This is a genomic window from Pseudomonas sp. P4_C3, from assembly GCF_056402075.1.
In genome coordinates this window covers 1-20,350 of record NZ_JBFUIC010000021.1, presented here as the reverse complement: position 1 = coordinate 20,350, position 20,350 = coordinate 1, and the positions used below count along the sequence as shown (strand labels likewise).

The following is a 20,350-nucleotide window of genomic DNA, read 5'->3' as shown; positions in this document are numbered from 1 at the left end:
CACATTTTATTTAATCGGCCCCGACGTTTCGACCAAATCCGCCCCTTTACGCTGACAGTTCGCGCAAGGCGGCAGCAGCCAAAAATCCTGATCTGGAACTGTATCGCTGATCCCGCCTGACCGTTTGGTCGATTCGCTCAAGCAATTGCTCAGGCAGCGTGGCATTGAAGCGCACCGACTTGCCGAAATAGGGCGTGATATCGAATTCGACTACTGCCCACACACCGCCGGCGTAATCGGGGTTATCGAGATGAGCATCGATCTCACGGACCTGCGGCAATGCATCGCCATCGGCGACCAGCCCCTCGTAATGCAGGGACAACGCCTCTTTCACGCTTTCGAGTGCCTGCGCCACAGTGCTACCAGCCGAGAAACATCCCGGCACATCCGGGACGATTACGCCGTACTCTGAGTCGGCATCCTTGTGCAGAACGACCGGAAATTGCATGTGGATAAATCCTTCCTGTGATGTGTCCTCATTGGGACTTTCGTATCCGATGACGGGCTTCATTTCAGACCCGCCTGTTTCAATATGCTGTTGATCGTTCCTTTAGGAAGATCCGAGTCGGGGTGTTTGATCGTCCTGATCATTTCCCGGCTACGCATGTCCTTCGCCTTTTTTCGACAGCAACGGCTGCGTACTTTAAGCGGCGAAGCGCGACAACAATACACACCATACACACTCAGAAAAATATTAGTCGATCATGGCGAGACTGACTTCCTCTCTCAGACTGACGGCGCACTTGCGCAATCAGGCCCGGCAGGAACAAAGTCGCCGAAGCAACGAAGAAGCGATAGCTATCGCAAGGATGGAGCAAGCCATGCACACCACGATCATCATCACCTTCGGCCTGGTCCTGCTCGCGATGATGCTGTTCATCGGCGAGAAACTCGGCTTCAGCCGTCAGACACTCACCTACAGTTTCGTGATCCTGTGGCTGGCGTTGACAGTGATCAACGGCGCCATCGGCGTGGTGACCGCCGGACAGGCATTGAGTACGGAACTGGGGATCGGCACGATGGTGTTCAGCATTCCGGTGGCGGCGCTGGTGTTGTTCATGGTGCTGAGCGCCGAGACCTGAAAAGCCCCGGCGCCCTGCCCGCGATCAACGCACCAGATGCAGGAACTGCATGTGCCGTTCGTACTGGTCGAGGATGTCGTTGATGATCTGCTCCTTGGTGTAACCCACCAGATCGTAGTTTTGGCTGCCCTCGCTCAAATGCACTTCGGCGCGGTAGTAACGACGGTTGTTGAGTTCCTTGGAACCCATGCCACCCCGGGCAAACGACGGCGTAAAGTAGCCGCGCATTTGCACCTGGTAGATAAATGGATGTTCGTCACCGTGACCGATTTCCAGGCTGACGCTGTCGTTGACCGGTTCTGGATGCGTGATGACCTTGAGGCCCTTCTCGATGAATACCGCCGAGACCTCTTCAATCGCCGGGCGCACCGTCGTATCGAGGAAGCGATAGACCTCATCCCGCGACGGAAAATGCACCGCCTGACTCAAACGCTGGCGCCAACCACCCCGCCGTGAACCGGACACCGGTGCCAATGAATGCATCTGCGCAATCTGCTTCTGCGATTCCAGATAAAACGCCTTGTGCAGCCCCCACATCATCAACAGCAGAATCAGCGAGAACGGCAGCGAGGTCAGCACCACCGCCGACTTCAACGCATCGATGCTGCCGGAAAACAGCAAAGCACTGGTCACCAGTGCGGTCATCGCCCCCCAGAACACCCGCAGCCATTTCGGCCCGTCTTCATCCGGGTTGCCGCCCTTGGCGGACAGCGTCGAGAGCACCACGGTGCCGGAGTCGGCGGATGTGACGAAGAACACGAAGCTGATGAACACCGTGACCGCGATGACGGTTTTGCTCCACGGGTAGGTTTCCAGCAGCAGATAGAGCGTCATCGACGGATTGTCGATGGCCGACATGCCGAGCGCGCTCATGCCGTGGTTGAGCACTTGATCGATGGCGCTGTTGCCGAAAATCGACATCCACGCCAGGGTGAAGCCGAGCGGGATCAGCAGCACGCCGAAGACGAATTCGCGAATGGTCCGGCCACGGGAAATCCGTGCGATGAACAGGCCCACGAACGGCGACCATGCGATCCACCAAGCCCAGTAGAACACCGTCCAGCCGCCCAGCCAGTCGCTGGGTTTGCCGTAGGCGTACAGATCAAAACTCTTCATCGGCAAGGCGCCGAGATAGTCGCCGACGTTCTGGATCAGCGTGTTGAGCAAGTGCTGCGTGGGGCCGGCGAACAACACAAACAGCAACAGCGCACAGGCCAGCAGCATGTTGATGTCGGACATCACCCGCACACCCTTGTCGACGCCGGATACGGCAACAATGATCGCAGCGCCCATCATCAAGGTGATCAGGCCGACCTGAACCCATTGTGTGTGGGCGATGCCGAACAGGTAGTCCAGGCCCGAGTTGAGGTGCAACACGCCGAAGCCCATGTCTGCGCCGAGGCCGAACACCGTGGCGATGATGCCGAAGCCATCCACCGCATAACCGATGGGGCCATTGATGCGCTTGCCGATCAGCGGATACAGCGCCGAGCGCAGGGCCAGTGGCAGGTTATGCCGGTAGGCAAAGTAGGCCAGCGCCATGCCGACAAAGGCGAACACGCCCCAGCCATGCAGGCCCCAGTGCAGAAACAGAATCTGCATCGCCTGGCGCGCCGCCTCCGCCGTACCGGCCTCGCCTTGGGGCGGTTGCAGCATGTGGGTCAGCGGCTCGGACACACAGAAGAAAAATAGTGTGATGCTGATCCCGGCGGCGAACAGCATGCCGGCCCAGGACAGGTAACTGAATTCGGGTTCGTCGTGGTCGGCACCGAGCTTGATCTTGCCGTAGCCGGACAAGGCGGTGACCACCACGAAGACCAGATACAGGGTCATCGCCAGCAGGTAATACCAGCCGACCGTGTTGGCCGCCCAGTTTTGCGCCGCCAGCAACCAGGCACCGGCCTGCTCTGGCATGGCGATGACAACGACACCAAACAACAGGATGAAACTCGCCGAGAACCAGAACACCGGCGGATTCATGCGGATCAGACCGCTTGGAGGGATGGACGATGCACTCACGTTCGGTGCACCTCGGAGGGGAAAATCGTGGCTGTAGAAATCGGACTCAGCAAAGGCAAGCCTCCTGTTGTGAGCGGGCAGCGAACCGCCGGTTTAACTTGAATGAACGTTCAAGTTAAACATGGATAGGGGGCTAAGGACTAATCGCAGGGCTCGGCGGTAGCTTTCCTACACTAGCTTAAGGAAGGGGATGAGGCCGGATTTGGGGGATTCTGTAGGAGCTGCCGCAGGCTGCGATCTTTTGACTTTTGCGGTGCACTTGAAAAGATCGCAGCCTCGTTTCACTCGACAGCTCCTACAGCCAGCGAAAACTATCTCTCACCAAAAAGCCGGGGCATTACTTCTGCGCCCCATCATCCAACTGCAGATTCGCCTGGGTCAGGTTGCTACCCGCCGGCACGCTACGGGTTAGCCAGACATTGCCGCCGATGGTCGAACCCTGACCGATGGTGATCCGGCCAAGAATCGTCGCCCCGGCATAAATCACCACGTCATTCTCGACAATCGGATGCCGTGGCTGGCCCTTCTGCAACTGACCGTCTTCGTCCGCCGGGAAGCGCTTGGCGCCCAAAGTCACCGCCTGATAAATCCGCACGCGCTCGCCGATGATCGCGGTTTCGCCGATCACCACGCCGGTACCGTGGTCGATAAAGAAACTGCGGCCGATCTGCGCGCCGGGGTGAATGTCGATGCCGGTGGCCGAGTGGGCGATTTCCGCGCTGATCCGCGCCAGCAACGGCAGCCCGGCACGGTACAAATGGTGGGCCAGCCGGTGGTGAATCACCGCCAGAATCCCCGGGTAGCACAACAGCACCTCATCGACACTGCGGGCCGCCGGGTCACCGTGATAGGCCGCCAGCACGTCGGTGTCCAACAGGCTGCGCAACCCAGGCAAAGCGAGGGCGAAGTCCTGAATGATCTGGATGGTTTTGGCTTCGACCTCGGTATCGGCCTGGGCGCTGTGGCGCGCGGCGTAGCGCAATTCGAGTCGCGCCTGGGCCAACAGCGCATTCAGCGCCACATCCAGCGTATGACCGACGTAGAAGTCTTCACTCTCCTCACGCAAGTCCACCGGCCCCAGGCGCATCGGGAACAGCGCGCCGCACAGGGCTTCGAGAATCTCTGCCATGGCCGCCCGGGAGGGCAGTTCGCGACCGCCCTGCTCGCCGCTGGCCCGGCCGTTTTGTGCACGCCACTGCTCACGTGCCGTGCGCAGCTGACTGACGATGGTCTGCAATTGCCAATGGCTGGAACGCTCACTCACGGTAAAAACTCCTCACGGGCGACCGGACTGTCTGGCCGCACTGACGGCGATTACTTTACGGCAAGGGTCACGAGGCAAATTAAGAACCAATAGTGCTGTGCTCAGTTCGATTGGCTATAAGCGATTGACGGTTGCCCAGGCTTTGGGGCCTGCCTATAGTCCTGAGATCTTCCACGGCCAGTACGGACCCATGATCAAACAACAACTCGCCCGCTTTAACCGCCTCGACCTGCTCGGTCAGCCCACCGCCCTGGAAAAACTCGAACGCCTGTCGACCTGGTTGGGCCGCGACGTGTACGTCAAGCGCGATGACCTGACGCCGCTGGCGATGGGCGGCAACAAGCTGCGCAAACTCGAGTATCTGGCCGCCGATGCCTTGGCCCAGGGTGCCGACACCTTGATCACCGCCGGCGCGTTGCAATCGAACCATGTACGCCAGACGGCCGCCATTGCCGCCAAGTTGGGTCTGGGCTGCGTAGCCCTTCTGGAAAACCCTCTCGGCACTAACGACAGCAATTACACCGGCAACGGCAACCGCCTGCTGCTTGACCTGTTCGATGCCAAGGTCGAATTGGTGGAAAACCTCGACAACGCCGACGAACAACTGCAAGCCCTGGCTGGCCGACTGCGCAGCAACGGCAAGAAGCCCTATCTGGTGCCGATCGGTGGTTCAAATGCGCTGGGCGCCCTGGGCTACGTGCGCGCCGGGCTGGAACTGGCCGAACAGATCAAGGACACCGGCCTGAAGTTCGCCGCCGTGGTCCTGGCCTCGGGCAGCGCCGGTACCCACAGCGGCCTGGCACTGGCCTTGAGTGAAGCGCTGCCGGATCTGCCAGTGATCGGCGTGACGGTTTCGCGCAGCGATGAAGATCAGCGGCCAAAGGTTCAAGGCCTGGCCGAACGCACCGCCGAGCTGCTGGGCGTGAACCTGCCGGACGCTTTCAAAGTCGAGTTGTGGGACGAGTATTTCGCCCCGCGTTATGGCGAACCGAACGCAGGGACACTGGCGGCGGTGAAGCTGCTGGCAGGTCAGGAAGGCTTGCTGCTGGACCCGGTCTACACTGGCAAGGCCATGGCGGGGTTGCTGGATGGGATCGGGCGTCAGCGTTTCGACGAAGGCCCGATTATCTTCCTGCACACCGGTGGGGCGCCGGCGTTGTTTGCCTATAAGGATTTTCTGTAAGCGATTCAGAAGACCAAAAGATCGCAGCCTGCGGCAGCTCCTACATGGATCGGCATGCACCTGTAGGAGCTGCCGCAGGCTGCGATCTTTTCCTATGGCACCGAATATTCAATTAACGAATAACAAATAGAATATTTATTATTTTATTATCTAACTGTGTCGTCTTATAGTCACGCCGCAGGCGAATTTGCAAGGAGACGCATAAGCTGCATTAAGGCAGGATATTGCAGTCGTCCGAATCCCGAATTTGCCAACTTTCCTTAAGCGTCTTCCATAAGAAAACACAGGGGCTTGTCATGAATTTTTCCGCACTACGTCGCAATCTGCTGGTGGGCTCGCTGGGCCTGGCACTGAGCGCCGGCCTGATTGGCCAGGCGGTTGCCGGTGAGCAACTGCAAAAAATCAAAGACGCTGGCGTGATCAACGTTGGCCTGGAAGGCACCTACCCACCGTTCAGTTTCGTCGACGCCGACGGCAAACTGACCGGCTTCGAAGTCGAGTTCTCCGAAGCCCTGGCCAAAGAGCTGGGTGTCAAAGTCAAACTGCAACCGACCAAATGGGACGGCATCCTCGCGGCCCTGGAATCCAAGCGCCTGGACGCAGTGATCAACCAGGTAACCATCTCCGAAGAGCGCAAGAAGAAGTATGACTTCTCCGAGCCCTACACCGTTTCCGGTATTCAGGCACTGGTGCTGACGAAGAAGGCCGCCGAGCTGAACATCAAGTCCGCCGCCGACCTGTCTGGCAAGAAAGTCGGCGTAGGCCTGGGCACCAACTACGAAGAGTGGGTGAAAGCCAATGTCCCAACCGCTGACATCCGCACCTACGAAGATGATCCGACCAAGTTCCAGGACCTGCGTGTCGGCCGTATCGACGCCATTCTGATCGACCGCCTCGCCGCGCTGGAATACGCCAAGAAGGCCAAGGACACCACCGCCGCCGGTGATGCGTTCTCCCGTCAGGAAGCCGGCATTGCCCTGCGCAAAGGCGAGCCTGAACTGCTGGCCGCGGTGAACAAGGCAATCGATAAGCTGCGCGCCGATGGCACCCTGAAAAAGCTCTCGGAAAAATACTTCAACGCAGACGTCACTCAGTAATGGGAGAAGCTTTCCAACTCGCACTGGACTCCGCGCCCTTTCTGCTCAAGGGCGCGTATTACACGGTCATCCTCAGCCTGGGCGGGATGTTCTTCGGCCTGGTGATGGGCTTCGGCCTGGCGCTGATGCGCCTGTCGCGTTTCAAACTGGTGAGCTGGATCGCCCGCATCTACGTGTCGTTCTTTCGCGGCACGCCGTTGCTGGTACAACTGTTCGTGATCTATTACGGCTTGCCGCAATTGGGTCTGGAACTGGATCCGCTGCCGGCGGCCCTGATCGGCTTCTCGCTGAACATGGCCGCCTACGCCTGTGAAATCCTGCGTGCCGCGATCAGTTCCATCGAGCGTGGCCAGTGGGAAGCGGCTGCCAGTATCGGCATGACCCGCGCGCAGACCCTGCGCCGGGCCATCCTGCCGCAGGCGATGCGCACCGCATTGCCGCCGCTGGGCAACAGCTTCATTTCGCTGGTCAAGGACACCGCGCTGGCCGCCACCATCCAGGTGCCGGAACTGTTCCGCCAGGCACAGCTGATCACCGCCCGCACCTTCGAAATCTTCACCATGTATCTTGCCGCCGCACTGATCTACTGGGTCCTGGCCACGGTGCTTTCGCACCTGCAGAACCAGTTGGAAGCGCGGGTCAATCGGCACGACCAGGAGTCCTGACCCAATGATTGTCGTGGAAAAACTGACAAAGCAGTTCAAGGGTCAAGTCGTGCTCAACGGCATCGATCTTGAGGTCAAGGAAGGCGAGGTGGTCGCGATCATCGGCCCTAGCGGTTCGGGCAAGACCACCTTCCTGCGCTGCCTGAACTTTCTGGAAGAACCCACCAGCGGCCGGATCAAGGTCGGCGATATCGAGGTCGATACCAGCCGTCCCCTGAACCAGCAGCAGAGCCTGGTGCGGCGTTTGCGCCAGCATGTGGGCTTCGTGTTCCAGAACTTCAACCTGTTCCCCCATCGCACCGCTCTGGAAAACGTTATCGAAGGCCCGATCATCGTCAAGAAGATCCCGCACGCCGATGCCGTTGCCCTGGGTAAAAAGCTGTTGGCCAAGGTTGGCCTGGCGGGCAAGGAAGACGCTTACCCGCGTCGCCTCTCCGGTGGCCAGCAACAGCGCGTGGCGATTGCCCGGGCGCTGGCGATGGAACCGGAAGTGATCCTGTTCGATGAACCGACCTCGGCCCTCGACCCGGAGCTGGTGGGTGAGGTATTGGCGACCATCCGCGGCCTGGCCGAAGAGAAGCGCACCATGGTGATCGTCACCCACGAAATGGGCTTTGCCCGGGACGTGGCCAACCGTGTGGTGTTTTTCGACAAGGGTGTGATCGTCGAGCAAGGCGAAGCGAAGGCGTTGTTTGCCAACCCGAAAGAAGAACGAACCAAACAGTTCCTTAGCAAGTTCCTGAATAACGCTCACAACTAATAATCCTGCGCAACAACGGTAATCTTCCACGGATGGAAGTTACCAACCCCTTCGAAATACGCGCCATTAATATCAAACTAAACCAATCTACTCGAGATGCATATCTTGTGCGCACACGCGGCACATACATATGCATCGCAACAATTAAACAGTGCCAATCCAATCAGATCACCCATCGCAAGACAGTGCTTGTGACTTGCACAAACCCGCCCGTATTTCCCCGATTTCAGCAGATAAATTCGACGCAACGGCGTGGTTTACTTACTTGGGAGCGTAGGAACTTTCTGAATAGCACCACACACCACCCACAACTAACAAATCTTATTGACACCTGATCTTCCTGACTCTTATCTAGTCTCTTGCCAGCGACACTCATCACGCTTAAATCATTATTTCAACTCAAAGTAATGAATGGTTTTTCTGTTCGATTATTGGTTTTTGATATTCCAGAAACGGACTTCGTTGCAAGACTTCAAGGAGACTTCATGAACAGCACCTCGAACAAATCCGGGCTTGTGGCCCCAACCCTGGCGCAATCCAACAAGACCGGCATCAACGTCACTTGCGCGGCGCACCTGCTGATCGAGGTCGCGCCCTACCCCGCCATGGACGAAGGCGACCTGATTGAACTGTTCTGGGACAACTGCTACGTGGCCTCCCGCGTGCTGACGGCCAGCGATGTCGGCCAACCGGTGCAGCTGCGGGTGCCTGAAAGTTTTGTCGCCAACGGTACCTCGTGCATTCACTACCGGGTCATGCAGGTTGGCAGGGGCCCGGCGATATCGGCCAGCCGCAACGTGCAGATCAAACTCGACTGCCCAGGCGGCCAACCCTCCGCGCTGTGCGGCGATGAAAACCAGTGCCTGGCACCGGTGGGCATTCCCGAGGCGATTCGTCGTCAGGGGGTCAATCCGAGCCAGGTCAAACGCGGTGTTCCCTTGACCATCGAGCCGTACCTGAACATGGCCGTCGACGACGAAATCACCCTGCGCTGGGGTGATGTGCGCATGGATCTGCCACGGCTCAAGTCCGCCGATGTGGGCCAGCCGATTCAGGTCTGGATACCGCCGGCCATCATCCTCGAAGCCGGCGAAGATCTGCGGCTGGAAGTGACGTACTGCATTCTCGACAGGGTGGGCAACAACTCCCGCTGGGCGCCGGCTCGGGTGCTGAAGATCGGTTGTGCCAATCCTTATCTGAAAGTTCCGAAGAAACAGCACATCAAGGCCGCTGAACCCCGCGAGAAATGATAAAAACACCGAGAACGCCCTTCTATGCATATTCCAAAAAGTTAGTTCATAAAATATTTATACACGTTTAGGGTATATAAACCGGACCACCGGACATCCTTGTTTTCATGCGCCGCCACAAGCAGCGCTTCCATAAGATGTGAGGTAGGTATGGTCCGGAACACAATCACCCCAGTGCAGATCGCCAGGGCATTGCGTGCAGCCAAGGAGCGGCACTGATGTCCAGTCTGGCAGATGCAATCGTCCAGAGTGACCTGGACATCGCCCCGCTGTTGTTGCCCGCAAAAGTCTTGCGCAATGACGCTCAAGCCATCAAGGCAGCCCACGAACTGGCGCAGGTCGCCCGCCTGCAAGCAGCCAAACGTGACCGGCAGCGCAAGCTGCCGTGGGCGGAAATCGAAGAGTTCACCCGCAGCGGCCTGGGCAGCATTTCCATCCCCCGCGAGTACGGTGGCCCGCAGGTTTCGTTCGTCACCCTGGCCGAGGTTTTCGCGATCATTTCCGCGGCCGATCCGGCGCTTGGGCAGATCCCGCAAAACCAGTTCGGCATTCTTAACCTGATACTCGGCAGCGCCACCGAAGCGCAGAAAGGACAACTGTTCAAAAGTGTCCTTGATGGCTGGCGCATCGGTAATGCCGGGCCGGAACGCGGCACCAAAAACACCCTGGAGCTGAAGGCGCGCATCACCGCTGACGGCGTCCTCAATGGCCAGAAGTTTTATTCCACTGGCGCACTGTTCGCCCATTGGGTCGCGGTCAAGGCGTTGAACGATGACGGCAAGCAAGTGCTGGCATTCATCCGTCGCGGCACACCGGGATTGCGCATCGTCGATGACTGGTCCGGTTTTGGTCAGCGCACCACCGCCAGCGGCACGATTTTGCTTAACAACGTGCAGGTCGATCCCGAACTGGTGGTGGATAACTGGCGGATCAACGACACGCCGAACATTCAGGGTGCCGTCTCGCAACTGATTCAAGCAGCCATCGACGCCGGTATCGCCCGAGGCGCCATCGACGACGCCATCGACTTCGTGAAAACCCGCGCCCGGCCGTGGATCGACGCCAAGGTCGAGCGAGCCAGCGATGACCTGTACGTGATCGCCGATATCGGCAAGTTGAAAATCGAACTGCACGCTGCCGAAGCGCTGCTGCGCAAAGCAGGGCAAGTACTCGATGACGTCAGCGCCGCACCATTCACCGCCGAGTCTGCCGCCCGCGCCTCGATTGCCGTGGCCGAAGCCAAAGTGCTGACCACCGAGATCTCGTTGCTGGCCAGCGAAAAGCTGCTCGAACTGGCCGGCAGCCGCGCGACCCTCGCCGAATTCAACCTCGACCGCCACTGGCGCAACGCCCGGGTGCACACCCTGCACGACCCGGTGCGCTGGAAGTATCACGCGGTTGGCGCCTATCGCCTCAATAGCACGCTGCCTAATCGCCATTCCTGGATCTGACGACCAGACATCTGGAGAAACACATGACAAGTTCTCAGCACGTCGCGGTCATTACCAGCGATGAACAAGCCCTGATAGTCGCCAGCGACCTGGCCGAAGATTTCAAACGCGACAGCGCCACACGCGACCGCGAGCGCCGTTTGCCACATCCGGAACTGGAGGTTTTTTCCCGTTCGGGTCTTTGGGGCATCAGCGTGCCAAAGGAATACGGCGGCGCCGGTGTATCCAACGTGACCCTGGCCAAAGTCATCGCTCTGATTGCCCGGGCCGATGGCTCCCTGGGGCAGATCCCGCAGAACCATTTCTATGCACTCGAAGTACTGCGGGTGAAYGGCAGCCACGAGCAGAAGCAACGCCTGTACGCCGAAGTCTTGGCCGGCCAGCGCTTCGGCAATGCGTTGGCCGAACTCGGCACCAAAACCGCACACGATCGCGTCACCAGCCTGACTCGCGACGCCAGCGGCTATCGCATCAATGGTCGCAAGTTCTACGCCACGGGTGCGATTTACGCCCAGCGCATTCCCACCTCGGTGGTGGATGAAAACGGCGTGCAGCAACTGGCGTTCGTCCCGCGCAACAGCAAGGGCCTGACGGTGATCGACGACTGGAGCGGCTTCGGCCAGCGCACCACCGGCAGCGGTTCGGTGGTGTTCGAAGATGTCTTTGTTGCCGCCGAAGATGTGATCCCCTTTCAAAGCGCTTTCGAGCGCCCGACTCCGGTCGGTCCGCTGGCGCAGATACTTCATGCCGCCATCGACACCGGCATCGCCCGCGCCGCGTATGAAGATGCGCTGCACTTCGTGCGCACCAAAACCCGGCCGTGGATTGACGCCACCCACGAAAAAGCCACGGATGATCCACTGACCCTCAAGAGCTTCGGCCACCTGAGCATTCGCCTGCACGCCGCCGAGGCGCTGCTGGAACGTGCCGGTGAATACCTCGACAAGGCCCAGGCCGACACGAACGCCGAGACTGTCGCTGCCGCCTCGATTGCCGTCGCCGAAGCCCGCGCCCTCAGCACAGAAATCTCCCTGGCCGCCGGCAGCACGCTGTTCGAACTGGCCGGCAGCCAGGCGACCCTGATTGAACACGGCCTCGACCGCCACTGGCGCAACGCCCGGGTGCATACCCTGCACGACCCGGTACGCTGGAAATATCACGCCGTCGGCAATTACTACCTCAACGATGAAAACCCGCCACTGCGGGGGACCATCTGATGGCCAAGAAGAAAATTCTGCTGAATGCCTTCAACATGAATTGCATCGGGCACATCAACCACGGTTTGTGGGCGCACCCGCGCGACACATCCACCCGCTACAACACGATCGAATACTGGACCGAACTGGCGCAGTTGCTGGAGCGCGGGTTGTTCGACGGCCTGTTCATCGCCGACATCGTCGGGGTCTACGACGTCTACCAGAACTCGGTGGACGTGCCGCTGAAAGAGTCGATCCAGTTGCCGGTCAACGATCCGCTGCTGCTGGTTTCAGCGATGGCGGCAGTGACGAAAAACCTCGGCTTCGGCCTGACTGCCAACCTCACCTACGAAGCGCCGTACCTGTTCGCCCGCCGCCTGTCGACCCTGGATCACCTGAGCCGTGGGCGGGTCGGCTGGAACATCGTCACCGGCTACCTCGACAGCGCCGCCAAGGCCATGGGCCTGAGCGAACAGGTCGAGCATGACCGCCGCTACGACCAGGCCGACGAGTACCTGGAGGTGCTCTACAAACTCCTGGAAGGCAGTTGGGAAAACGGCGCGGTACTCAACGATCCGCAGCAACGGATCTACGCGCAGCCGGACAAAGTGCACAAGGTCGAGCACAAGGGCGAGTTCTATCAGGTCGACGGTTATCACCTCTGTGAGCCTTCGCCGCAGCGCACGCCGGTACTGTTCCAGGCCGGCAGCTCGGATCGCGGTTTGCTGTTCGCCGGGCGACATGCCGAGTGCGTGTTCATCAGTGGTCAGACCAAGGCATCGACCAAGGCGCAGGTGGACAAGGTGCGCGCCAGTGCCGTCGAAGCCGGGCGCAATCCCGAGGACATCAAAGTGTTCATGGGCCTGAACGTGATCGTTGGCTCCACCGAAGAGCTGGCCTGGGCCAAGCACGCCGAATACCTGAGCTACGCCAGTGCAGAGGCCGGCGTGGCGCACTTTTCGGCGTCCACCGGGATCGATTTTTCTCAATATGAAATCGACGAGCCGATCCAGTACGTGAAGAGCAACGCCATCCAGTCCGCCACCAAACACCTGCAAAACAACGACTGGACTCGGCGCAAATTGCTGGAGCAGCACGCTCTCGGCGGTCGTTACATCACGGTGGTTGGCTCGCCTGAGCAGGTAGCCGATGAACTGGAATCGTGGATCGCCGAGACGGGTCTGGATGGCTTCAACCTGACCCGCATTGTTACGCCGGAAAGCTATGTGGATTTCATTGATTTGGTGATTCCCGAGTTGCAACGGCGGGGCTCGTACAAGACCGCGTACGACAGCGGCACCTTGCGCGAAAAGCTGTTTCAGCGGGAGGCGCATTTGCCTGAGCAGCACACTGGCTCCGCTTTCCGACGCTAAAAGCATCGCGAGCAAGCTCGCTCCCACAGTGGATCTCGGGTGTTCACATAACCCCTGTGGGAGCGAGCTTGCTCGCGATGAGGCCCGAACAGACAACACAAACTTAATGCACTGACTGGATTACTCATCATGAAAAAGCACTACCTCTTCCACCCAGTCAAAGCACTGGCCCTGGCCCTCGGTCTGTTCAGCTCGGTGACCTTCGCCGCCGACGCCCCCCTGAAAATTGGCACCACCGCCGCTTTCGCCATTCCCCTTGAAGCAGCTGTCGAAGAGGCCTCCAAACAAGGACTGAAAGTCGAACTGGTGGAGTTCACCGACTGGATCGCGCCGAACGTCAGCCTCGCCGCTGGCGACATCGACGTGAACTACTTCCAGCACATCCCGTTCCTGGAAAACGCCAAGGCTGCGTCAGGGTTCGACCTGGTGCCATTCGCGCCGGGGATCATCAACAACGTCGGCCTCTACTCGAAGAAATACAAAAGCTTCGACGAACTGCCGCAAGGCGCCAGCGTGGCCATCGCCAACGATCCGATCAACAGTGGGCGCGGCTTGCAGCTGCTGGCCAAGGCTGGCCTGATCACCCTCAAGCCCGGCGTCGGCTACAAGGCCACCGAAGAAGACATCATCGCCAACCCGAAGCACATCAAGATCCTCCAGGTCGAAGCCGTGCAACTGGTACGCGCCTATGACGACGCCGATCTGGTGCAGGGCTACCCGGCCTACATTCGCTTGTCGAAAACCTTCGACGCGGGCTCCGCGCTGCTGTTCGACGGCCTCGATCACAAAGAGTACGTGATTCAGTTCGTGATCCAGCCAAAGAGCAAAACCGACCCGCGCCTGATCAAGTTCGTCGACATCTACCAGCACTCGCCCGCTGTGCGCGCCGCGTTGGATAAAGCCCACGGCAAGCTCTATCAAGCCGGCTGGGAAAGCTGAGCATGACCGCCGCCTTCCAACGGCGACTGGAGATTCCAGAGCCTCAACGTGCTGAACAAACCGAGCTGCATCCCGAGCTCAATCGTGCCCATGTTCGATTCATTGGCCTGGGTAAAACCTACAACGGCCAACAAGGACCGGTGGCCGCGTTGCACGGCATCGACCTGGCGATCCAGCGCGGCGAAGTGTTCGGCATCATCGGCCGCAGCGGCGCCGGCAAGTCGTCGCTGATCCGCACCATCAACCGCCTGGAACAACCGAGCAGCGGCCGGGTGCTGATCGATCAGGTCGACATCGGCGAGTTCGACGAAGACCGCCTGGTGGCGCTGCGTCGGCGCATCGGCATGATCTTCCAACACTTCAACTTGATGTCGGCCAAGACCGTTTGGCAGAACGTCGAGTTGCCGTTGAAAGTCGCTGGCGTGCCCAAGGAAAAACGCGAGCAGAAAGTCCGTGAGCTGTTGGATCTGGTGGGCTTGCAGGCCAAACACAAGGCTTACCCGGCACAGTTGTCTGGCGGGCAGAAACAGCGTGTAGGCATTGCCCGGGCGCTGGTGCATGACCCGGAGATTCTGCTGTGCGATGAGGCCACCTCGGCACTGGACCCCGAGACCACGCAATCGATCCTCGGCCTGCTGCGCGAGATCAATCAACGCCTGGGGCTGACCATTGTGCTGATCACCCACGAGATGGCGGTGATCCGTGAGATCTGTGATCGGGTCGTGGTGCTGGAACACGGGCGCATCGTCGAGCAGGGACCGGTCTGGGAAGTGTTCGGCAATCCACAGCATGAGGTCAGCAAGACATTGCTGGCGCCGTTGCAACACGCATTGCCCAAAGAGCTGCAAAGCCGTTTGCAGGCGCAGCCAACATCCTCGGACGCCGCCGTGGTCCTGCGCTTGCAGTTCACCGGCAGTCAACGCGATGAACCGGACCTGGCGGCACTGTTCAGCGCCCTCGGAGGCCGTGTGCGATTGCTCCAAGGCGGCGTGGAACGGATTCAGGGTCATGCCCTGGGGCAACTACTGCTGGCGGTGACCGGCTCACCGCTCGGTGCCGAGCAATTGCGTCAACGCGCCGGCCAATGGGCGCAACAGGTGGAGGTGCTGGGCTATGTGGTTTGATCGCTTGCTACAGGGTTTCATCGACACGTTCTTGATGGTCGGCGTGTCGTCGTTGATCGCGCTGTTGGCGGGCATTCCGCTGGCGGTGATCCTGGTCACCAGTTCCAAGGGCGGCATCTACGAAGCCCCGGCGCTGAACCGCGCACTGGGCGCGTTCGTGAACCTGTTTCGCTCGGTTCCGTTTCTGATTTTGATGGTGGCGTTGATTCCGTTCACCCGGCTCATCGTCGGCACCACTTACGGCGTGTGGGCGGCGGTTGTGCCGTTGACCATCGCGGCTACGCCTTTCTTTGCGCGCATCGCCGAGGTCAGCTTGCGCGAGGTCGACCACGGTTTGATCGAAGCGGCGCAAGCCATGGGTTGCCGGCGTTGGCACATCGTGTGGCACGTGTTATTGCCGGAAGCGCTGCCGGGGATTGTCGGCGGGTTCACCATTACCTTGGTGACCATGATCAACTCATCAGCCATGGCCGGGGCGATTGGCGCCGGTGGGCTGGGGGACATTGCCTATCGGTATGGGTATCAGCGGTTTGATAGCCAGATCATGTTGACGGTGATTGTGCTGCTGGTGGCGTTGGTGGCGGTGATTCAGTTGGGCGGGGACCGGTTGGCTCGGGGGTTGAACAAAAGATAAAATCTTACGTCATGCCTTTAGGCCCACACTAGTAGATTTAACACCATGGCTTTGAACTGCCAGATCAAGATATTCGAGTCTTGCGGGCATGAGTGGAGTTATATTCCGAGGCTGCACAGGGCCTTCAACATGTAATTCATTGACTGCAACAAAGCCATCAACTATTCGATCGCGTAACTTATCGGTGAGATAGCTTTCAAAAGCTTGACGTCCTATTTTTTTGTATTTATTTGTTGCTGTATATGCCGCAGAGTTTTGCTCAAACAGCAACCGGGCAACCTCTCCAACAAACTTATCCCCCGACACTAAAAACCCACGATAAAAATCAAAATAATTCATATCCACAAGTGAAATCTTATATAAAAATAGAGAAGTTTTTTTATTTGCTACCTTTTCCAAACTTTTTCTAAACATATCAGCTCCTGCCCGAAGGGTAGAGGTAAAAACGGTCCGACTGCCGTATCGGGCAAAGGCGTGCCCATCAGAATTGGTTCCCTCAAATCCGCGTCTCATTATTTCCCCGGGGAAACGGAAGTCATATCGGTACACTGTATTTATATCCCGTACAGAGTTGCTTCTTTTGCGTCCTCGTCGGTCAGGTCTCATTACACCCCCCTCCAGTATTCCTGTTGAAGGTTTATCCCGAGAACTTGCCCCAACAGTCAGGCTTTCAGTGTTGCGCGCTATCGCTGCCACATAGGATTCTGCTGCGTTTTCAGGTGATTCAGAGTTCTCACCAGTCGCAATCGATTTATTATTCGGCGTTCCAAAGGGCATTCGTCCATCTACATCTTCAAGTATCACCGGATTATTTCTAACCATTCTGAACAGATTAACCCCATCTACGTCCCACGCCGGATCCGGACAAATCCAGCGCTGCAACCACGGTGCGTAATACCGATAGCCATAGTAATAAAGCCCCGTCGCATCCCGCTCTTTCCCCGAATAACGGATGGTCTTGTACTGCGCCACCAGCGCACTTTTACCCGCCCAGCACGCCGTGCCGCCAAAGGGGTAATAGTGTTCCTGGGTCAGCACGCCCGCCTCGTCATCCAGTTCCAGGGTACTGGAGTCGAGGTGATCACTGAGGCTGTAGCGCAGCTGGTCACTATGCGCACCTTCGGGCCAATGCAGCGCCCGCACGTTGCTGCGTCCGGCTTCGACGCTGATGACGTGGTGCTCTTCGCCATCAGCTTGGCGGTGGATTTCCAGACCCGGGAGGTAACGGACCTCGCTGCGCAGGGTGCGGCCGCTGCTGTGGGCAAATCCCGTTTTGCGCAAGCGGTGGCCGGGGCGGTCGTAGCGGTAGCATTCGTAGTCGTCGGGCTCAGTTTCGCGTTTGACCAACGTCACGCGGCTCAATTGATTGCGGCGGTCCCAGAGCATGGCTTGCCCGCGTTGCAGTTCCCGTTGATTGCCACAGGCGTCGAAACCCGAGGCGATTTCAGGCTCGCCCGGCAGCGAGCCGTCATCGCGCTGCGCGAGGCTGCGGTTGCTCCGTGCCGAGGTGAACATCGAGAAACTAGGCGCGCCGCTGTGCTGGTGGGTGATCAAGTTTCCGCCCCGGTCGTACTCGAAGCGTTGGGTGTAATTGCGCCGCTGGTTGGGGTCCAGCGGCGTGGGCAACAGTGTCGGCAGAGCTGGGCCATGGCTCGGCTGGCTGACCTCCCAGCCTTGGGCTTCGACCAGTTGATAGAGGCTGTCGTAGCGGTAGCGGTTGATCGGGTCGATGCGCTGGTTGTTGAAATGGGTCACGGGCTGGGACAGGTCGTGCAGTTCGACGATGTTGCCTCCCGCATCGTAGACATAGTTCAGGTCCTGCAAGGGCTTCTGGTTGCCGACCGCCGCCACCAGCCGGATCAGCCGTCCGTCATCGGCGGCGTACTCGGCGTGGGTCAGCACACCATTGCCGGCGGTTTCCCGTTCGACTTGATCCTGGGCGTTGTAGCGGATGTCGCTGACCAGGCGTTGCGCTCGCTTACCCTCGCCGACCAATTGCAACCAGGCCTCACCCTGCTTGCCCGCCACGTCATAGCCAAAGGTGTGAACATTGCCCATGGCATCGGTTTGCTCCTGAAGCTCACCAGTGGGATTGAAACGGTGGCGGGTGATGAATGATTGAGCTTCCAGGTGCTCATCTCTGGCATCGAGTTTGGGCGGCCAGTCGGGTGTTTCAAGTTCGAGGAGCAAGCGTTGCTCTTCAACCAGCGCTGAACCGGCGAGCCCATAGTCGGCCACCCATTGTGTGCCTGCCGGATGGTCATGGCGAATCATCTGTCCGCACTGGTTGTGCGCTGCGTACGCGGGTTCGGAGCCGCCATAGGTCAGGCGCTCCACCACGCGAGGTCGTTCCCCCACGGCCTGTTCCGTGACGGTGACGGGCCGCTGTTGTTCGTCGAACACCGTGTGACGCTGACTGCCTCGTGCATCCCAGAATGAACAGGGCGAACCCGCCTGATCCAGCACACTCAACTGCCACCCGGCATCGACGCTGTCCGTCAACAACGGTTGCCCGTTCAAGCCGTAGAGCGTGGTCAGGTTCGGCATCGGCGCCGTGCCCCACAAACGTGGGTCGCAAGACTCGACCAAGCGGCCGGCCGCGTCGAAGCGTTGCCGAGTGATGCGTGGGTCAATCTCCAGGCTGTCGGGATGGCGGCAATAGCCGACGCTGCGAACCGTCAGGGCGCGTGGATCGATGACCGACAGCGTCGGTGTCGCGGTGTGGTGATGAGTGTTCACGGCATTGACGGTCCTTCGCTTTGACTGAGGAAAGACTGGGCTTTTTTTGGCCGGACCGAAACTGTAAGAAGTAACAGGTCGATGTCCGTGAAATGGCCATCGTCGGAACGCCGCCCGGAGCAGGCTCGCTCGCCACAGGTGATCACAGACTTCCAGAGGGAAGTTTTCGTACAGGAAAATCAGCGGTTTTGCATGCCTGTTCCCTTTCCTTTGCAGGAAATTTCCTAGATCATTTCGCTCGCTTGCGCCTGCCGAATTCCGTGGCTAGTCTCGGTCCGTCACTGCTCATCAGTGATYGGGTTTAGTCGCCCGGATATCATCGGGCGCACAGCGCCACCTTTCTTCAGGTGTTTTTTATTGCCTGAAATTTATGGTGGCTGTGCGCAGGGCACCTTCGGGTGCGCCGGTTCCCGATGTCCGGTCGACTAACCTGCGTGCAGCTGCCACCCCCTATTCGTTTAGTCGCGATATCGGTTGGCTCCAACTACATCGGAGTTTTACCAATGAAGAAACCCGTACCCGATCCTCCTCCCGAAAACCCTACCAACGAAACCGTCACCGACGATTTGCTCAGAGATCGTTCCGCACTCTACCGTGCCATCGATTTCCACCTCACCGGCAAGCAACCCGCACCAACCGATGAAATGCGCTTCTACAACGTCAGCAAAGACGTGAGTTTTGAAGACACCCAACTCTATGTCGCCGACCTGCTGCGCTGTGCTTCGGTCACGGCGTATCAGTGTGGCGATCAACTCAAAGGCGCCGACCGGGCGATGGTGTACTCGATCTGGCATTTGCTGGAGATTGCAAAGGCGATGGTGGATCACTCCATTGAGTGTTTGGGGATGAAGAAGGACTGAGCCAAGATCAAAAGATCGCAGCCTGCGGCAGCTCCTACAGAATTCACGTCCGACTCAGGCTCTGTAGGAGCTGCCGCAGGCTGCGATCTTTCAAAGCGCGAAAGCGCTTATAGTCAACCCATCTCCTTTTTCCTGCGCAGCCGACCATGAAGCAAACACCCGACGACCTCGAACAGATCACCTCCACGACCCTGGGCCACTACAACTCGACGGCCGAAAGTTTCCGAGAAGGCACCCGCGATCACGACGTCAGCCAGAACATCGATGCCCTGCTGCGGCACATTCAGGGCGAAGCGCCTTTCGACATTCTCGATTTTGGCTGCGGGCCTGGACGTGATCTGCAGACGTTCACCCGTATGGGCCACAAGGCGGTCGGCCTCGACGGTTCGGAAAAATTCGCGCAGATGGCCCGTGAGGACAGCGGCTGCGAGGTGTGGCAGCAAGACTTCTTGAAGCTTGATCTGCCAGCCGAGCGTTTCGACGGGATTTTTGCCAACGCGGTGCTGTTTCATGTTCCGCGTCAGGAATTACCGCGGGTGTTGAAACAGTTGTGGGGAGCGCTGAAACCGGGTGGGGTGTTGTTCAGTTCCAATCCCCGTGGCGAGAATCAGGAAGGCTGGAACGGGCCGCGTTATGGGTCGTATCACGACCTGGCGGCCTGGCAGCAATTGTTGATCGAGGCGGGGTTTGTGGAGCTGGAGCATTACTACCGGC

The 20,350-nt window shown here is 58.9% G+C and carries 18 protein-coding genes and 1 pseudogene; 14 read left to right on the top strand and 5 right to left on the bottom strand.

All coding sequences use genetic code 11. The annotated features are described in order from the left end of the window. Positions 1-46: 46 nt before the first annotated feature. Entirely contained in the window at positions 47-511 is a 465-nt protein-coding gene (locus AC1DVH_RS06620; protein WP_477753109.1) for a type II toxin-antitoxin system HicB family antitoxin, read from the bottom strand. Further along, positions 508-582: pseudogene (locus AC1DVH_RS06615) on the bottom strand (type II toxin-antitoxin system HicA family toxin); the annotation flags it as partial. The gene AC1DVH_RS06620 and the pseudogene AC1DVH_RS06615, both read right to left, overlap by 4 nt. A gap of 239 nt (positions 583-821) precedes the next feature. On the opposite strand from AC1DVH_RS06615, the gene AC1DVH_RS06610 reads away from it, so the two are divergent. Then, complete coding sequence (locus AC1DVH_RS06610; protein WP_477753108.1) at positions 822-1,082, top strand: hypothetical protein; 261 nt, start codon at positions 822-824, stop codon at positions 1,080-1,082. 24 nt (positions 1,083-1,106) lie between these two features. On the opposite strand, the gene betT is transcribed toward AC1DVH_RS06610, so the two are convergent. Both betT and epsC read right to left on the bottom strand, forming a co-directional pair. Continuing rightward, the gene (gene betT / locus AC1DVH_RS06605; RefSeq protein WP_477753125.1) at positions 1,107-3,062 is read right to left on the bottom strand and encodes a choline transporter BetT; all 1,956 of its coding nucleotides are present in this window, start codon (positions 3,060-3,062) and stop codon (positions 1,107-1,109) included. Positions 3,063-3,438: 376 nt separating this feature from the next. Continuing rightward, the gene (epsC, locus tag AC1DVH_RS06600) at positions 3,439-4,365 is read right to left on the bottom strand and encodes a serine O-acetyltransferase EpsC (RefSeq protein ID WP_477753107.1); all 927 of its coding nucleotides are present in this window, start codon (positions 4,363-4,365) and stop codon (positions 3,439-3,441) included. A 190-nt stretch (positions 4,366-4,555) separates the two neighbouring features. Between epsC and AC1DVH_RS06595 the strand changes: the two genes are divergently transcribed. From AC1DVH_RS06595 to AC1DVH_RS06545, 11 genes are all read left to right on the top strand, one after another. Beyond that, entirely contained in the window at positions 4,556-5,548 is a 993-nt protein-coding gene (locus AC1DVH_RS06595; protein ID WP_477753106.1) for a D-cysteine desulfhydrase, read from the top strand. A gap of 296 nt (positions 5,549-5,844) precedes the next feature. After that, complete coding sequence (gene tcyJ / locus AC1DVH_RS06590; RefSeq protein WP_223457337.1) at positions 5,845-6,645, top strand: cystine ABC transporter substrate-binding protein; 801 nt, start codon at positions 5,845-5,847, stop codon at positions 6,643-6,645. Further along, on the top strand, positions 6,645-7,310 hold the full coding sequence (gene tcyL / locus AC1DVH_RS06585) for a cystine ABC transporter permease (RefSeq protein WP_046040764.1): 666 nt from the start codon (positions 6,645-6,647) through the stop codon (positions 7,308-7,310). Before tcyJ ends, tcyL begins: the two co-directional genes overlap by 1 nt. A gap of 4 nt (positions 7,311-7,314) precedes the next feature. Continuing rightward, complete coding sequence (gene tcyN / locus AC1DVH_RS06580) at positions 7,315-8,070, top strand: L-cystine ABC transporter ATP-binding protein TcyN (RefSeq protein ID WP_477753105.1); 756 nt, start codon at positions 7,315-7,317, stop codon at positions 8,068-8,070. A 485-nt stretch (positions 8,071-8,555) separates the two neighbouring features. Further along, positions 8,556-9,320 carry a hypothetical protein gene (locus AC1DVH_RS06575; RefSeq protein WP_477753104.1) on the top strand — a complete coding sequence of 255 codons (765 nt, stop codon included), beginning with the start codon at positions 8,556-8,558 and terminating at the stop codon, positions 9,318-9,320. Between the two features lie 218 nt (positions 9,321-9,538). After that, positions 9,539-10,771 (top strand): SfnB family sulfur acquisition oxidoreductase, encoded by a 1,233-nt coding sequence (locus AC1DVH_RS06570; protein ID WP_477753103.1) that lies wholly within the window; start codon positions 9,539-9,541, stop codon positions 10,769-10,771. Positions 10,772-10,794: 23 nt separating this feature from the next. Then, entirely contained in the window at positions 10,795-11,988 is a 1,194-nt protein-coding gene (locus AC1DVH_RS06565; protein ID WP_477753102.1) for an SfnB family sulfur acquisition oxidoreductase, read from the top strand. Next, positions 11,988-13,340 (top strand): LLM class flavin-dependent oxidoreductase, encoded by a 1,353-nt coding sequence (locus tag AC1DVH_RS06560; protein WP_477753101.1) that lies wholly within the window; start codon positions 11,988-11,990, stop codon positions 13,338-13,340. Before AC1DVH_RS06565 ends, AC1DVH_RS06560 begins: the two co-directional genes overlap by 1 nt. 129 nt (positions 13,341-13,469) lie before the next feature. Beyond that, the gene (locus AC1DVH_RS06555; protein WP_477753100.1) at positions 13,470-14,279 is read left to right on the top strand and encodes a MetQ/NlpA family ABC transporter substrate-binding protein; all 810 of its coding nucleotides are present in this window, start codon (positions 13,470-13,472) and stop codon (positions 14,277-14,279) included. A gap of 2 nt (positions 14,280-14,281) precedes the next feature. Then, on the top strand, positions 14,282-15,403 hold the full coding sequence (locus AC1DVH_RS06550; protein WP_477753099.1) for a methionine ABC transporter ATP-binding protein: 1,122 nt from the start codon (positions 14,282-14,284) through the stop codon (positions 15,401-15,403). Beyond that, positions 15,393-16,037, top strand: a complete 645-nt coding sequence (locus AC1DVH_RS06545) for a methionine ABC transporter permease (RefSeq protein WP_007972909.1) — start codon at positions 15,393-15,395, stop codon at positions 16,035-16,037. The genes AC1DVH_RS06550 and AC1DVH_RS06545 overlap by 11 nt, the downstream gene beginning before the upstream one ends. A 9-nt stretch (positions 16,038-16,046) precedes the next feature. Here AC1DVH_RS06545 and AC1DVH_RS06540 read toward each other — a convergent pair whose 3' ends face one another. Next, the gene (locus AC1DVH_RS06540) at positions 16,047-18,776 is read right to left on the bottom strand and encodes an RHS repeat domain-containing protein (RefSeq protein ID WP_477753098.1); all 2,730 of its coding nucleotides are present in this window, start codon (positions 18,774-18,776) and stop codon (positions 16,047-16,049) included. A gap of 503 nt (positions 18,777-19,279) precedes the next feature. Here AC1DVH_RS06540 and AC1DVH_RS06535 point away from each other — a divergent pair. Both AC1DVH_RS06535 and AC1DVH_RS06530 read left to right on the top strand, forming a co-directional pair. Continuing rightward, positions 19,280-19,636 carry a DUF6124 family protein gene (locus AC1DVH_RS06535; protein WP_477753097.1) on the top strand — a complete coding sequence of 119 codons (357 nt, stop codon included), beginning with the start codon at positions 19,280-19,282 and terminating at the stop codon, positions 19,634-19,636. A gap of 146 nt (positions 19,637-19,782) precedes the next feature. Beyond that, positions 19,783-20,350 (top strand): class I SAM-dependent methyltransferase (locus AC1DVH_RS06530; protein ID WP_477753096.1); only part of this gene is annotated, 568 nt, incomplete at its 3' end.